The sequence below is a fragment of the Streptomyces sp. NPDC050439 genome (assembly GCF_040655335.1).
GTDB lineage: Bacteria > Actinomycetota > Actinomycetes > Streptomycetales > Streptomycetaceae > Streptomyces.
On the sequence record NZ_JBFAJT010000003.1, the window covers coordinates 676,115 to 688,060 of the forward strand.

Annotated in this window: 11 protein-coding genes and 1 pseudogene; 7 read left to right on the forward strand and 5 right to left on the reverse strand. The window is 71.3% G+C overall.

Annotation, left to right across the window (positions count from 1 at the left end; genetic code table 11):
• The first annotated feature begins 45 nt into the window (after positions 1-45).
• The 4 genes from AB0I66_RS16085 (at position 46) to AB0I66_RS16100 (ending at position 3,914) form a co-directional block, all read left to right on the forward strand.
• Positions 46-699 (forward strand): class I SAM-dependent methyltransferase, encoded by a 654-nt coding sequence (locus AB0I66_RS16085; protein WP_363208445.1) that lies wholly within the window; start codon positions 46-48, stop codon positions 697-699.
• A 22-nt stretch (positions 700-721) separates the two neighbouring features.
• Complete coding sequence (locus tag AB0I66_RS16090; protein ID WP_363208446.1) at positions 722-1,729, forward strand: N-acetylmuramoyl-L-alanine amidase; 1,008 nt, start codon at positions 722-724, stop codon at positions 1,727-1,729.
• A gap of 171 nt (positions 1,730-1,900) precedes the next feature.
• Positions 1,901-2,767, forward strand: a complete 867-nt coding sequence (locus AB0I66_RS16095; RefSeq protein WP_363208447.1) for a hypothetical protein — start codon at positions 1,901-1,903, stop codon at positions 2,765-2,767.
• A gap of 118 nt (positions 2,768-2,885) precedes the next feature.
• Positions 2,886-3,914 (forward strand): LLM class F420-dependent oxidoreductase, encoded by a 1,029-nt coding sequence (locus tag AB0I66_RS16100; protein ID WP_363208699.1) that lies wholly within the window; start codon positions 2,886-2,888, stop codon positions 3,912-3,914.
• A gap of 59 nt (positions 3,915-3,973) precedes the next feature.
• On the opposite strand, the gene AB0I66_RS16105 is transcribed toward AB0I66_RS16100, so the two are convergent.
• Positions 3,974-4,528 (reverse strand): hypothetical protein, encoded by a 555-nt coding sequence (locus AB0I66_RS16105; protein ID WP_363208700.1) that lies wholly within the window; start codon positions 4,526-4,528, stop codon positions 3,974-3,976.
• A 128-nt stretch (positions 4,529-4,656) separates the two neighbouring features.
• Between AB0I66_RS16105 and AB0I66_RS16110 the strand changes: the two genes are divergently transcribed.
• Complete coding sequence (locus AB0I66_RS16110) at positions 4,657-4,947, forward strand: hypothetical protein (protein ID WP_361189676.1); 291 nt, start codon at positions 4,657-4,659, stop codon at positions 4,945-4,947.
• 326 nt (positions 4,948-5,273) lie between these two features.
• Here the strand turns inward: AB0I66_RS16110 and AB0I66_RS16115 are convergent, their stop codons facing one another.
• Genes AB0I66_RS16115 through AB0I66_RS16125 form a run of 3 tightly spaced genes read right to left on the reverse strand, consistent with a single transcriptional unit; the run spans position 5,274 to position 8,466 of the window.
• Complete coding sequence (locus AB0I66_RS16115; protein ID WP_363208448.1) at positions 5,274-6,365, reverse strand: prenyltransferase; 1,092 nt, start codon at positions 6,363-6,365, stop codon at positions 5,274-5,276.
• Positions 6,362-7,105 (reverse strand): class I SAM-dependent methyltransferase, encoded by a 744-nt coding sequence (locus AB0I66_RS16120; RefSeq protein ID WP_363208449.1) that lies wholly within the window; start codon positions 7,103-7,105, stop codon positions 6,362-6,364. Before AB0I66_RS16120 ends, AB0I66_RS16115 begins: the two co-directional genes overlap by 4 nt.
• Positions 7,105-8,466 (reverse strand): glycosyltransferase family 4 protein, encoded by a 1,362-nt coding sequence (locus AB0I66_RS16125; protein ID WP_363208450.1) that lies wholly within the window; start codon positions 8,464-8,466, stop codon positions 7,105-7,107. The genes AB0I66_RS16120 and AB0I66_RS16125 overlap by 1 nt, the downstream gene beginning before the upstream one ends.
• Before the next feature lie 221 nt (positions 8,467-8,687).
• On the opposite strand from AB0I66_RS16125, the gene AB0I66_RS16130 reads away from it, so the two are divergent.
• Both AB0I66_RS16130 and AB0I66_RS16135 read left to right on the forward strand, forming a co-directional pair.
• A complete protein-coding gene (locus AB0I66_RS16130) occupies positions 8,688-9,323 on the forward strand; it encodes a TetR family transcriptional regulator (protein ID WP_363208451.1) in 636 nt (211 codons plus the stop codon).
• A 505-nt stretch (positions 9,324-9,828) separates the two neighbouring features.
• A pseudogene (locus tag AB0I66_RS16135) lies at positions 9,829-10,071 on the forward strand (LuxR C-terminal-related transcriptional regulator); the annotation flags it as partial.
• On the opposite strand, the gene AB0I66_RS16140 reads toward AB0I66_RS16135, so the two are convergent.
• The gene (locus AB0I66_RS16140) at positions 9,997-11,871 is read right to left on the reverse strand and encodes an ABC transporter ATP-binding protein (protein ID WP_363208701.1); all 1,875 of its coding nucleotides are present in this window, start codon (positions 11,869-11,871) and stop codon (positions 9,997-9,999) included. The pseudogene AB0I66_RS16135 and the gene AB0I66_RS16140 overlap by 75 nt on opposite strands.
• Positions 11,872-11,946: the final 75 nt, after the last annotated feature.

The window sequence follows — 11,946 nt, forward strand, 5'->3', positions numbered from 1 at the left end:
CCCACGGCGGAGACCCACCGCTTTTCGGAAGCCCAGGAGGACCCCATGGCCGCCCCCCAGCCCACGCCGGAGATCCTCGCCGCCTTCGAGGCGGCCAAGGGCTTCATGCCGGCCGACGAGGGCCTCGCCCTGTACGCCGCGGCGACGGAGGCGGCGGCGCTCGGGCTGCCGCTCCTGGAGGTCGGCACGTACTGCGGCCGCTCCACGATCCTGCTCGCGGACGCCGCCCGCGCGGCAGGCGTCACGGCGATCACCGTGGACCACCACCGCGGCAGCGAGGAGCAGCAGCCGGGCTGGGAGTACCACGACCCGGCGACGGTCGACCCGGAGGTCGGCCGCATGGACACGCTCCCCACCTTCCGCCGCACGCTGCACCACGCGGGCCTGGAGGACCACGTGATCGCGATCGTCGGCCGCTCGCCGCAGGTGGCGAAGGCCTGGGGCGGCCCGCTGGGTCTGGTCTTCATCGACGGCGGCCACACGGACGAGCATGCGACGGGCGACTACGAGGGCTGGGCCCCGCACGTCGCGGAGGGCGGCCTGCTCCTGATCCATGACGTCTTCCCGAACCCGGCGGACATCATGACGGGCCAGGCCCCGTACCGCGTCTACCTCAGGGCCCTGGAGTCCGGCGCCTTCACCGAACTCCCGGCAACCGACTCCCTGCGCGTCCTGCGCCGAACGGGAGCGGGGATCTGACCTCCCCGTTAGAGTCGCTCTCGTGTCGTACGTAGGTCCGGACAGCCAGCCCCCACGCCCGCCCCGCCGTTTCACCGGCGGCCCTCTCACCGTGACGCTCGCCGCGCTGGTGCCGACGGCCCTCGCGGGATGGCTCATCTACGAGGTGACGAGCGGACCCGGCGGCAGTCAGCCACACAGAACGCTTCCCTCCACGAGCCAGTCCGCGCAGGGCTCGTCCGCCGCCGAGCCCTCCCCGTCCGCGTCCGAGAAGGACGACGGCAAGAGTGACAAGGGTGACAAGGGCGACGGCGACGCGAGCGACGAGCCGAGCGCGTCCAAGCCCCCCAAGTCCTCCACCCGCCCCGCCGCCTCCGGCCCGCTCAAGGGCAAGGTCGTCGTCGTCGACCCCGGTCACAACACGGGCAACGGCAAGCACACCGCCGAGATCAACCGCCTCGTCAACGTCGGCACGCACCGCAAGGAATGCGACACGACGGGCACCTCCACCAACAACGGTTACAGCGAGGCCCAGTTCACCCTCGACGTCTCGCGCCGCCTGCGCACGCTGCTCGAGAAGCAGGGCGCCACGGTCAAGTTCACCCAGGACGGCGACCGCCCCTGGGGGCCCTGCGTCGACGAGCGTGCCCGCATCGGCAACAACGCCGACGCGGACGCCGTCGTCTCCGTGCACGCCGACGGATCGGCCGCGGGCAACCGCGGATTCCATGTGATCCTTCCCGCATCGGTGAAGTCCGGCGACGCGGACACCTCGGAGATCGTCGTCCCGTCGCGCGACTTGGGCGAGCGGATCGCGGGCAAGTTCCTGAACGCGACCGGCAGCGCCCCCTCCAACTACGTCGGCGACGGCACCGGGCTCGACGTGCGCAAGGACCTGGGCGGCCTCAACCTCTCCACCGTCCCGAAGGTCTTCATCGAGTGCGGCAACATGCGCGACGCGAAGGACGAGGCGTTGCTCACCAGCGGTGCCTGGCGGCAGAAGGCGGCGCAGGGGATCTCCGACGGAATCGTGAGCTTTCTGCGCGGATAACGGGTTGGTTCGTCGGGGATAACGGGTTGGTTGGTCTTTATCCCGAGCAGACACCCCACCGGCGTGAACGATAATGTCCTCCGTACGATGGGGGGCCATCCCCGCGCTCAGCACCACGACCTTGGGGCGAGCGACGCCTCCACCGACGAGACGACTTACGAAGGACCTGAAGTGAATATCCGCTCTCTCACTCGAGGCGACGGCGTGGTGATCGGGGCAGCGGTGTTGCTCTTCATCGCATCGTTCCTGGACATCTTCGATGCCGAAGGCGCCCCGGACTCCCTGGACATGCCGAACGCCTGGAACAGCGGGCCGGTCCTGCTGGGTGTCATCCTGGCCGGGATCATCGGTGCTGTCTGCATCGTCGTGTCCCGCGGGCTGCCGACTTCCCCGAAGGTCCTCGGTCTCGACCTCGGTCACTTCGGCGTCGCCTTCACCATCGCCGCCGCCTGGAGTGCCCTCGGGCAGATCTTCGACCCGTCCAGCGGCTACGACAACGTGGGCTCGGGCGGCGGTGACTCCGGTGTCGACGCCGGCGTCGGCCTCATCCTCGCGCTGATCGCCACGTTGGTCATGGCCGCCGGGGCGATCCTCTCGCTGACCGTCCCCGCCTTCAAGGCTCCCCTCGTCGGCGCCCCGCGCCCCGCGCCCCAGCCCTACGGCGGCCAGCCGCAGGGTGGGTACGGGTACCCGGGTGCGCAGGGCCAGCCGCAGCAGGGTCAGCCGTACGGCGCCCAGCCCGGTCAGCCGCAGCAGGGTCAGCCCTTCGGCGCCCAGCCGGGTCAGCCCGGCCAGCCGCAGCAGCAGACGCCGCCTCCCGGGCAGGCGCAGGCCACCGGTGAGTTCTCGCCGTTCTGGTTCGCCGTGCCGGTGCCGCGTCCGCTGTACGCGGAGGACGGTTCGCCGACGCCGATCGCCGAACTGGCGCCCGGCACCTGGTACTTGGCCGTCGAGCAGCGCGGTCCCGGCCTGGTGGCCCAGACGCAGGACGGCCGTCGTGGCGTGCTGCAGGACACCACGGGGATTCAGCGCGGCTGATCTCTCCGTACCTCGCGACACCTCGCGGCCCCTCGCCCTTCCGGGCGGGGGGCCGTTGTCGTACAGTCGCCACCCTGCACCGAACTGACGTACCGTCAGAAAGGACCGGGGTATGGGCATGCGCCTGGGACTCGCACTCGGCTACTGGGGGCGCGGGCCCGACCCCGGGCACGTGGCACTCGCCCAGGAGGCCGAGCGGCTCGGATACGACTCCGTGTGGACGGCGGAGGCATGGGGGTCCGACGCCTTCACTCCCCTCACCTGGATCGCGGCGCAGACCTCACGGATCAAGCTGGGTACGGCGGTCGTACAGATGGCGGCGCGGTCGCCGGTCACGACGGCGATGCACGCGCTGACCCTGGACCATCTGTCCGGCGGGCGGATGATGCTCGGGCTCGGGCTCTCCGGGCCGCAGGTGGTGGAGGGGTGGTACGGACGGCCGTTCCCGAAGTCGCCGCTGACCGCGACGCGGGAGTACGTGGACGTCATCCGCCAGGTGTTTCGGCGGGAGGGGCCGGTGGCCCTTGACGGGCGCTTCCACTCCCACCCCTACCAGGGGGAGGACGGGAGCGGCCTGGGCAAGCCCCTGAAGCCGATCACGCATCCGCTGCGGGCGGATCTGCCGGTGCTGCTCGGCGCGGAGGGGCCGAAGAACATCGCGCAGACGGCGCGGATCGCGGACGGCTGGCTGCCGCTCTACTGGTCGCCGATGCGGGCCGATGTGTACGAGGCTTCGCTGGAGGGGGCACCCGACGGCTTCATGGTCGCGCCGATGGCGCGGGCGAAGGTCTGCGACGACGTGGCGGAGGGCCTGCTTCCGGTCAAGGCGATGCTGGGGTTCTATATCGGGGGGATGGGGCACTCCGCGCGGAACTTTCATGCAGATCTGATGGCGCGCATGGGGTTCGAGGCGGAGGCGCGGCGAATCCAGGAGCTGTTTCTGGCGGGGCGCCGGGAAGAGGCGGTCCTGGCGGTTCCGGACGCCTTCGCCGATGAGATCTCGTTGGTCGGTCCGCGTGAACGCATCGCGGAACGCCTGGAGTTGTGGCGAAAGGGGCCCGTCACAGACCTGCTGGTACTGGCTCCGGACCGTCATACGCTGCGGACGCTGGCCGAACTGGCCGGGCTGGCCGGGCTGGAGCGGTAGCTCAGCACGTCCGGCGCCTGACGGCGCCCTCGCCTGCCCTTCTCGCCTGCCCTTCTCGCCTACCCCTTCGCCAGCTCCCCCGCCGAAGGCACCTTGTCCTTGACCTCCGCGCCCGCGTCCTTGCCCGCGCCCTTCACCTGGTTGATGACGTCGTCGAAGGAGTTCACGACCGAGTCCGTGGAGTCGCCCTTGCGGAGCTTGGACGGGAGGTCCTTGAGGGCGTCGATGCCCGCCGTCAGCGGAGCGACCGCCTTGGCCAGCGCCGGGTCGCCCTTCGCGTTCTTCGACGCCGCCTTCAGGCGGTTGTAGGCGAGGGTCCCGGCGAGGCCGGCCTTGATCAGGGCGAACTTCCGTCCGTCGGCGCCCTTCTTGAACTTCCCCGCGCGGAAGGGCTTCACGATCCACTGGTACGTGGCCCCGGCGGCGATCCCCGCGTTCGCCACGAACCGTGCCTTGGCGTACTTCTGCTTCTCGGCGGAGCTGGAACTCGACGGCGTCGAGGAGGACGACGCCGCGTCCGCGTCGTCACCCCCGCACCCGGTCGCCCCCGCGATCAGGGCTCCGCAGAGCACAGGGGCGACGAGAGACCGGCGTACGGTCGCGGCGGACGGCAACACGGGGACCTCCGGGGGTGGGCAGCCTGCGGACAGCTCTCCCGGCAGCCTCACCCCGGTCGGCCGGGCCCGCCACTCGGGCGAGCCCGTACGGGTTTCAACCGGGCCGGGCCAGGTACACGGTCTTTATGTCCACCCGACAAGCACGTGGTAGCACCGCAGCGAGGGTCATCGTCATCGTCGCCGACGTGATGGCCATCATCCTCGGCCTGTGGATCCTCATGTATCTGTTGGACGCGAACCGCGCCAACGACCTCGTCCAGTTCATCCACGACGTGGCCCGCTGGCTGGCCGGCTGGTCACACGATCTGTTCACGTTTGATGAGGCCTGGGCCCGTGTGGTCTGCGGGTATGGCCTCGCGGCACTGGTCTACGTCTTCGTCGGCCACGCCATCGCGGGCCGCCTCCGCCGCTACTGACCGGCACCGGCACGCCCCCGACTCCCACCACGCCAGTCACACGATCCGGGGGTGCGGGGGCACCCCCCGGAAAGACACAGCACCTTTGATGAGGCCTGGGCCCGTGTGATCTGCGGGTACGGCCTCGCGGCACTGGTCTACGTCTTCGTCGGCCACGCCATCGCAGGCCGCCTCCGCCGCTACTGACGGAGGAGGCCGCATGCACCACTGCGGTCGCCGCTGTCACCCCCAGGCAGCGGCGCCGGGTCACCACTGACCGGAGCAGCCCGCACGTACCACCACAGGCGCCGCTGTCACCCCCCGGCAGCGGCGCCGCTGTGGCGCTGCTACTGGTTCCCGGTGGCGGCGTCGCAGCACTCCGGGGGCAGGCCCACGGGGAGGCGTTCGCCCGAGAAGACCGCGCAGGTGGCCTCGTCACCGCCGAGTGCCGCGACCGCGAGCAGCAAGGAGCCCGCCGTCCACGTGGTGAGCTCCTCCGGCCAGATCGCCCCGTCGTCGAAGACGTAGCCGGTCCAGTAGAGGCCGGTCTCCGGGTCGCGCAGGTGCTGGATCGACTGGAGGATCTCCAGGGCGCGGTCCGATTCGCCCAACACCCAGAGGGCCAGGGCCAGTTCGGCGCTCTCGCCGCCCGTCACCCAGTTGTTGGGGATGACGCAGCGCACGCCGAGGTCCGGCACCACGAAGCGGTCCCAGCCCTCCTCCATGCGGGACTTGGCCGCCGCGCCCGTGAGCGCGCCGCCGAGGACCGGGTAGTACCAGTCCATCGAGTAGCGGTCCTTGTCCAGAAAGCGCTCGGGATGGCTCTGGATCGCGTGGGCCAGCGAGCCCGTCGCCAACTCCCAGTCCGGCTGCGGCTCTTCGCGCTGCTCGGCGATCGCAAGGGCACAGCGAAGTGCCTGGTGGATCGATGAACTGCCCGTCAGGAGCGCGTCGTTGACCGGCCCACCGCCGTCCTCGCGCTTCCAGCCGATCTGGCCGCCCTGCTGCTGGAGGGCGAGCACGAATTCCACCGCGCCCACCACCGTCGGCCACATGCGGTCCAGGAACGTGTCGTCGCCGGTCGAGAGATAGTGGTGCCAGACGCCCACGGCGATGTACGCGCAGAAGTTCGTCTCGCGGCCCCGGTCCGTGACGTCGTGCGGATCCCCGTCGGCGTACGCCGCGTACCAGGACCCGTCCGGATTTTGGTGCCGCGCGAGCCAGTCGTAGGCGCGGGCGGCAGCCGCGTGCTCGCCCGCCGCGTCCAGGGCCATGGCGGCCTCGGTGTGGTCCCAGGGGTCGAGGTGGTGGCCGCGGAACCACGGGATCGCGCCGTCCTCGCGCTGGACCGCAAGAATCCCGCGCACCGTACGCGTGGCCTGATCCGCCGTCAGGACGCCGGGCAGGACCAGGTGTTCCGTCCGCTCCGGGCTCGTCACGCGTCGGTCTTCGCGTCGGCCTTCGGCAGGTGCGGCTTCGTCGCGTACGCCACGAAACTCTTGCCCACGACCGGGTTGAGCAACTGCTCCGCCACCTTCGTGGCCAGCGGTTTCTTCATGATGTCCCAGACGAGGAGCTTGTGGTACGCCCGCACCGGCAGCGCCTTGTCGTTGTCCACGCCGAACGCGCACTTCAGCCACCAGTACGGCGCGTGCAGCGCGTGCGCGTGGTGCGTGCCGTACGGCTTCAGGCCCGCCTCGCGCATCCTGCCGAGCAGTTCGTCCGCCTTGTAGATGCGGATGTGACCGCCCTCGACCTCGTGGTAGGCGTCCGAGAGGGCCCAGCAGATCTTCTCGGGGCCGTAGCGCGGGACGGTGACCGCGATGCGGCCGCCGGGCTTCAGGACCCGGACCATCTCGGCGAGTACGCCCTTGTCGTCGGGGATGTGTTCCATCACCTCGGAGATGATCACGACGTCGAAGGAGGCGTCGGGGAAGGGGAGGTTGAGCGCGTCGCCCTCCATCGCGGTGGCGGTCGCGCCCGCCGGTGCCTCGCCCACCTCCTTCATCGCGGCGAACCACTTGGCGACCTCGCGGATCTCCTCGCCGTTCTGGTCGAGGGCCACCACCTGGGCACCCCGCCGGTAACACTCGAAGGCGTGCCGGCCCGCGCCGCAGCCCAGGTCAAGGACGCGGTCGCCCGCGGCGAGCGGGAAGCGGGTGAAGTCGACGGTCAGCATCAGCGATGGCTCCCGGAGTACGTCGGGGTGGTGGCCGGGGGGCGGCCGGATTGCGGGGCCGCGTTGGTGGCGATCGCCGCGCGGTACAGCTCTGCGGTGCCCTGGGCGGCGCGGGCCCAGGTGAACTTGGCGAGAACACGCTCACGCCCGGCGGCGCCGAGGCGGGCCCGCAGCTCCGGGTCGCCGAGCAGCCGGTTCAGTCCGGCGGCGAGCGCGCCGGGGTCGGCGGGGCGTACCGCCAGGCAGGTCTCGCCGTCGGGCCCGGCGACCTCCGGGATGGCGCCGCCGGTCGTCGCGAGGAGCGGCGTCCCGGTGGCCATGGCCTCGGCCGCGGGAAGCGAGAAGCCCTCGTAGAGGGAAGGGACGCAGGCGACCTCGGCCGAGCGGACCAGGTCCACCAGCTCCTCGTCGGTGATGCCCTTGACGAACTCGATGGCGCCTTCGAGCCCGTACCGCTCGATGGCCTGCGCGACGGGCCCGTCCTCGGCGCGCTTGCCGACGACGACGAGGTGGGCGGCGGGGTTCTCGGCGCGGACCTTGGCCAGCGCCTCGACGAGGTGGACGAGGCCCTTGAGCGGGACGTCCGCGCTGGACGTCGTGACGATGCGTCCGGGCACCTCGGGGACCGAGGGGTCCGGCGAGAAGAGGTCGGTGTCGGCGCCGATGTGCACGACGCTGATGCGGTCCTCGCGTACGCCGAGGTGGTCGACGATCTCCTGGCGCGACGTGCCGGAGACGGTGAGCACGGAGGGCAGGCGGCGGGCCACGCGCTTCTGCATGCGCGTGAACGCGTACCAGCGGCGCACGGACATGCGGCGGCGCCAGTCGGGCGCCGCGTCGAGTTCGAGGCGGCGGTCCACGGTGATGGGGTGGTGGATCGTGGAGACGAGCGGGGCGCCGAGGTCGCCCAACAGGCCGTAGCCGAGCGTCTGGTTGTCGTGCACGACGTCGAACTCGCCCCGCCTGGCCCGCAGATGACGGCGGGCGCGCAGGCTGAACGTCGCGGGTTCCGGGAAGCCGCCGGTCCACATCGTCGCCACTTCGAGCGCGTCGACCCAGTCGCGGTACTCGGCGCGCTTGGGTGTGCGGAAGGGGTCGGGCGAGCGGTAGAGGTCCAGGCTCGGCAGCTCGGTGAGCGCGAGGCCTTCGAGGCCCTCGTCCAGGACGGGGTAGGGCTGCGCGCCGATCACCTCGACGCTGTGGCCGAGGCGGGCTAGCTCGCGCGAGAGGTGACGCACGTAGACGCCCTGGCCCCCGCAGAACGGGTTGCCCTTGTACGTGAGGAGAGCGATGCGCAACGGACGATCACCATCGGCGTGCGGCCCCGTCCGGGGGCCCGCCTCCATGGCCTCAGCGGTCACTCTCGGCCCCCTTCTTCCTGCGGTTGTCCGCGAGGTTACGCCGGGACGGTAATCTAGAACAAGTTTCAGACTTGATCGTTGAATGATCGCTGAACGAGCATTGAATCTACCGGCAGGTAGCCGCGCTGTAAGGCCCGGATCAGGTGATTCGCGCCACGGCAGGCGCCCTGGCATGCTGGCCGACCACGTAACCCGACCGGGACGACGGAACAACGGGACATATGACAGCGGAAGCCAAGGCAGCGGAAGTCGCAGCAGCTGATCCGGCGTCGCCGCCCCTGACCGAGCGGCAGGAGGCGCGCCGCCGCCGCATCCTGCACGCGAGCGCCCAACTCGCGAGCCGGGGCGGGTTCGACGCGGTGCAGATGCGCGAGGTCGCCGAGTCCTCCAGCGTCGCCCTCGGCACGCTGTACCGCTACTTCCCCTCCAAGGTGCATCTCCTGGTCGCCACCATGCAGGACCAGCTGCAGCACATGCACACCACGATCCGTAAGCGGCCGCCCGCGGGTGAGACGCCCGCCGAGCGGTGCGCCGAGACGCTGATGCGGGCCTTCCGTGCCCTGCAGCGTGAGCCGCATCTGGCGGACGCGATGGTCAGGGCGCTGACGTTCGCCGACCGCTCCGTCAGCCCCGAGGTGGACACGGTCTCGCGGCTGACCACGGCGATCATCCTGGACGCGATGGGTCTCGCGGACGCGCCGACCCCCGAGCAGCTCTCCGCGGTCCGGGTCATCGAGCACACCTGGCACTCTGCGCTGATCACCTGGCTCTCGGGGCGGGCGTCGATCGCGCAAGTCAAGATCGACATCGAGATGGTGTGCCGCCTGATCGACCTGACGTCCCCTGAGGCCGTCTAGCGGCCGATCAGTGCGCCGCTCCGTTTGCCCGGGAACCCGCGACACCTAACCCCCGAACCGTTGCAAGGGGGGCGCACGCGCTCCTGGCAGTTGCGCCCCTGAGCCTCTCCTTGGTCCCGCTTGGCCAGTTATCCGCGTCCGTACGGGCCGTCGGCGCCGTATGAATGGCTACGTGCTGTACGAAGCCATCGGGACCTCAAGCGGGAACCTGGAGGAGCGAAGCGTGATCCGGGTACTTCTCGTGCACGACGCCTGTCTTCTGCGGTCGGCTCTGGCCGAACGCCTCGCCCGTGAGCCGGACCTGGAGGTCTGTCATGCACCGTGGCACAACGCCCGCGACCGTACGGGTGCGGTGCGTCCCGACGTCTGCGTGGTCGACCCCGAGGGCGACGTGGCCCACGCGTCCGCCGAGTTCGGGGAGCAGTCCCATCCCGTCTTCGGCGGCCTCGGCTGCCCGCTCCTCGTCCTGGTCTCCGGCAACCGGCCGGGACTGCTCCGCCGCTGCATGGACGCGGGGGCCCTCGGTTACGTGGACAAGGCGAGCCCGCCGGACCGGCTGCTGACCGGGATAAGACAGGTGGCCGCCGGCCGGCGGTTCGTGGACGAGACGCTGGGGTTCGGGTTTCTGAAAGCAGCTCAGATGCCGCTCACCGCGAGGGAGTTACTGGTGCTCTCACTGGCCGCCGGGGGTGCGCCGGTCGCCGAGATCGCGCACCGCCTGCATCTGACGAACGGGACGGTGCGCAACTACATGGCCGCGATCACCCGCAAGACCGGGGCCCGGAACAGGATCGACGCGATCCGGATCTCGCGGGTCGAGGGCTGGGTGTGAGGCCCCGTTCGCCGGACTGTTCGCCGGACCGTTCGCCGGCCCCCAGTTGCCGGAGAGCTCGCGGTAGAGGGACGAGGTGGCGAGCAGCTCCTCGTGGCGTCCGCACACGGCGTGCGTCCCGTCCATCACGAGGATCCGGTCGGCGCGGCGTGCCGAGCTGATGCGGTGGGCGATCACCACGAGGGTGCCGCCGGGCCGCGCCGCGAAGGCCTGCTCGGCGCGGGCCTCCGCCACCGGGTCGAGGTGGCAGGTCGCCTCGTCGAGCAGGGCGAGGGACGCGTACGAGACATGGGCGCGGGTCAGCGCGACGAGCTGGCGCTCGCCCGCGGAGAGCGCGGCGGGGTCGACGGGGGCGGCGAGGCCGCCGAGCCGCTCGATCACCGCGCTGAGCCCCACGGCCCGCGCGGCGGCCAGCAACTCCGCGTCGCTGACGGCGTCCGCCCGCAGGTACTCCAGGTTCTGCCGCACCGTGCCGCTGAAGACGTAGGCCTCCTGCGGGATCAGCACCCGCCGCCCTGCCGCCTCGCGCCCCCGCACGGACCGCCCGTCGACACGGACGACCCCACTCCCGGCCTCAAGCATCCCCGCCACGAGCCCGGCAAGGGTGGACTTCCCGATCCCACTGGGCCCGACAACCGCCAGATGCCCACCACGCGGAACACTGAGCGAAAGATCCCGCAGAACGGGCTCGGCTTGGGGGCCGTAGGCGAAGGTGACGGAGGAGAGCTGGAGGGCGGGAGCCCCGGCGGTAGCGGGCTCAGGAGCAGTACCAGACCCTGCGTCCGTGTCCGCGTCCGGCTCCGTGTCCGCGGGCGTTCCTATCGGCTCAGGTGGCTCCGTCGCCTCCGGGGTCCACGTCAGACGGCGCAGGACGATGGCCAGGCGGGAGCCGCTTGTGCCCAGGCCGTGGATCAGGTTGTGGAGGGCCGGGAGCAGGGCCTGGGTGACGTAGGCGATCGCGCCCACGAGGGCGCCCGGCGTCACCCCCTTGTTCAGGAGCCAGGGGGCCGTGACGAGGAGCAGGACGAGCGGGAGCTGGCCGCCGGTCACGAGGGCCGCCGTGCGCAGGATGCCCCAGCGGGCGAGGGAACCGGCCGCCGCGTACTCCGCGGCGATGCCCCGGTCCAGGTCCCCGGCCACGTCCTGTTCCGCGCCCGCGGCGGCGACGTCCCGCAACCCCGGTGCGACCAAGCCCAGTTGACCCGCGATGCCCTCATCGGCGACGAGGAACTCCTCTTGGCGCCGCGCCAGCGGCCGCAGGCTCGCCACGAACAGGGCGACTCCGGCGAGCAGCGGTGGCGCGACGACCAGGAGGAGGAGCGGGGCCAGCGAGAACAGGCCGATCAGCGCGCCCGCCGCCGTGAAGACGAAGGAGCGGGACACCAGGACCAGACCCCCGAAGGTGTCCCTGGCGATCTCCACCTGCTGGGTCAGCCGGGACACGGAGGCTCCGTCCGCGTCCCGCAGCCCCCGGCCGACGACCTGCCGTACGAGGCTGTCTCGCAGTGGTTCCACCAGGTCGGCCATCGCGCGGAACACCCGCCCCGTGCCGTACGCGGCCACGATCACGCCGATCCCGGCGCCGCCGAGCCACCAGAGACCGACCGCCTCACGCCCCGCGAGGAACCCGTCGTCCAGGGCGCGTGCGAGGGCGTAGCCGGTGAGGAAGGTCTGCCCGGTCTCCAGGACGGACCAGAGGGCGAGCCGAAGCACCACCGGCCACCGGCGCAGAAGGAACCGCACGCCACGCCGGTAGGTGCCCGGCTGCGTCGAGAAGGCCGACACCACCGA

Excerpts from the sequence above, each read along its gene's own strand:
- AB0I66_RS16085 (WP_363208445.1), top strand. The coding sequence starts at position 46 with ATGGCCGCCCCCCAGCCCACGCCGGAGATCCTCGCCGCCTTCGAGGCG.
- AB0I66_RS16100 (WP_363208699.1), top strand. The coding sequence starts at position 2,886 with ATGCGCCTGGGACTCGCACTCGGCTACTGGGGGCGCGGGCCCGACCCC.
- AB0I66_RS16110 (WP_361189676.1), top strand. The coding sequence starts at position 4,657 with ATGTCCACCCGACAAGCACGTGGTAGCACCGCAGCGAGGGTCATCGTC.
- AB0I66_RS16120 (WP_363208449.1), bottom strand. The coding sequence starts at position 7,105 with ATGCTGACCGTCGACTTCACCCGCTTCCCGCTCGCCGCGGGCGACCGC.
- AB0I66_RS16130 (WP_363208451.1), top strand. The coding sequence starts at position 8,688 with ATGACAGCGGAAGCCAAGGCAGCGGAAGTCGCAGCAGCTGATCCGGCG.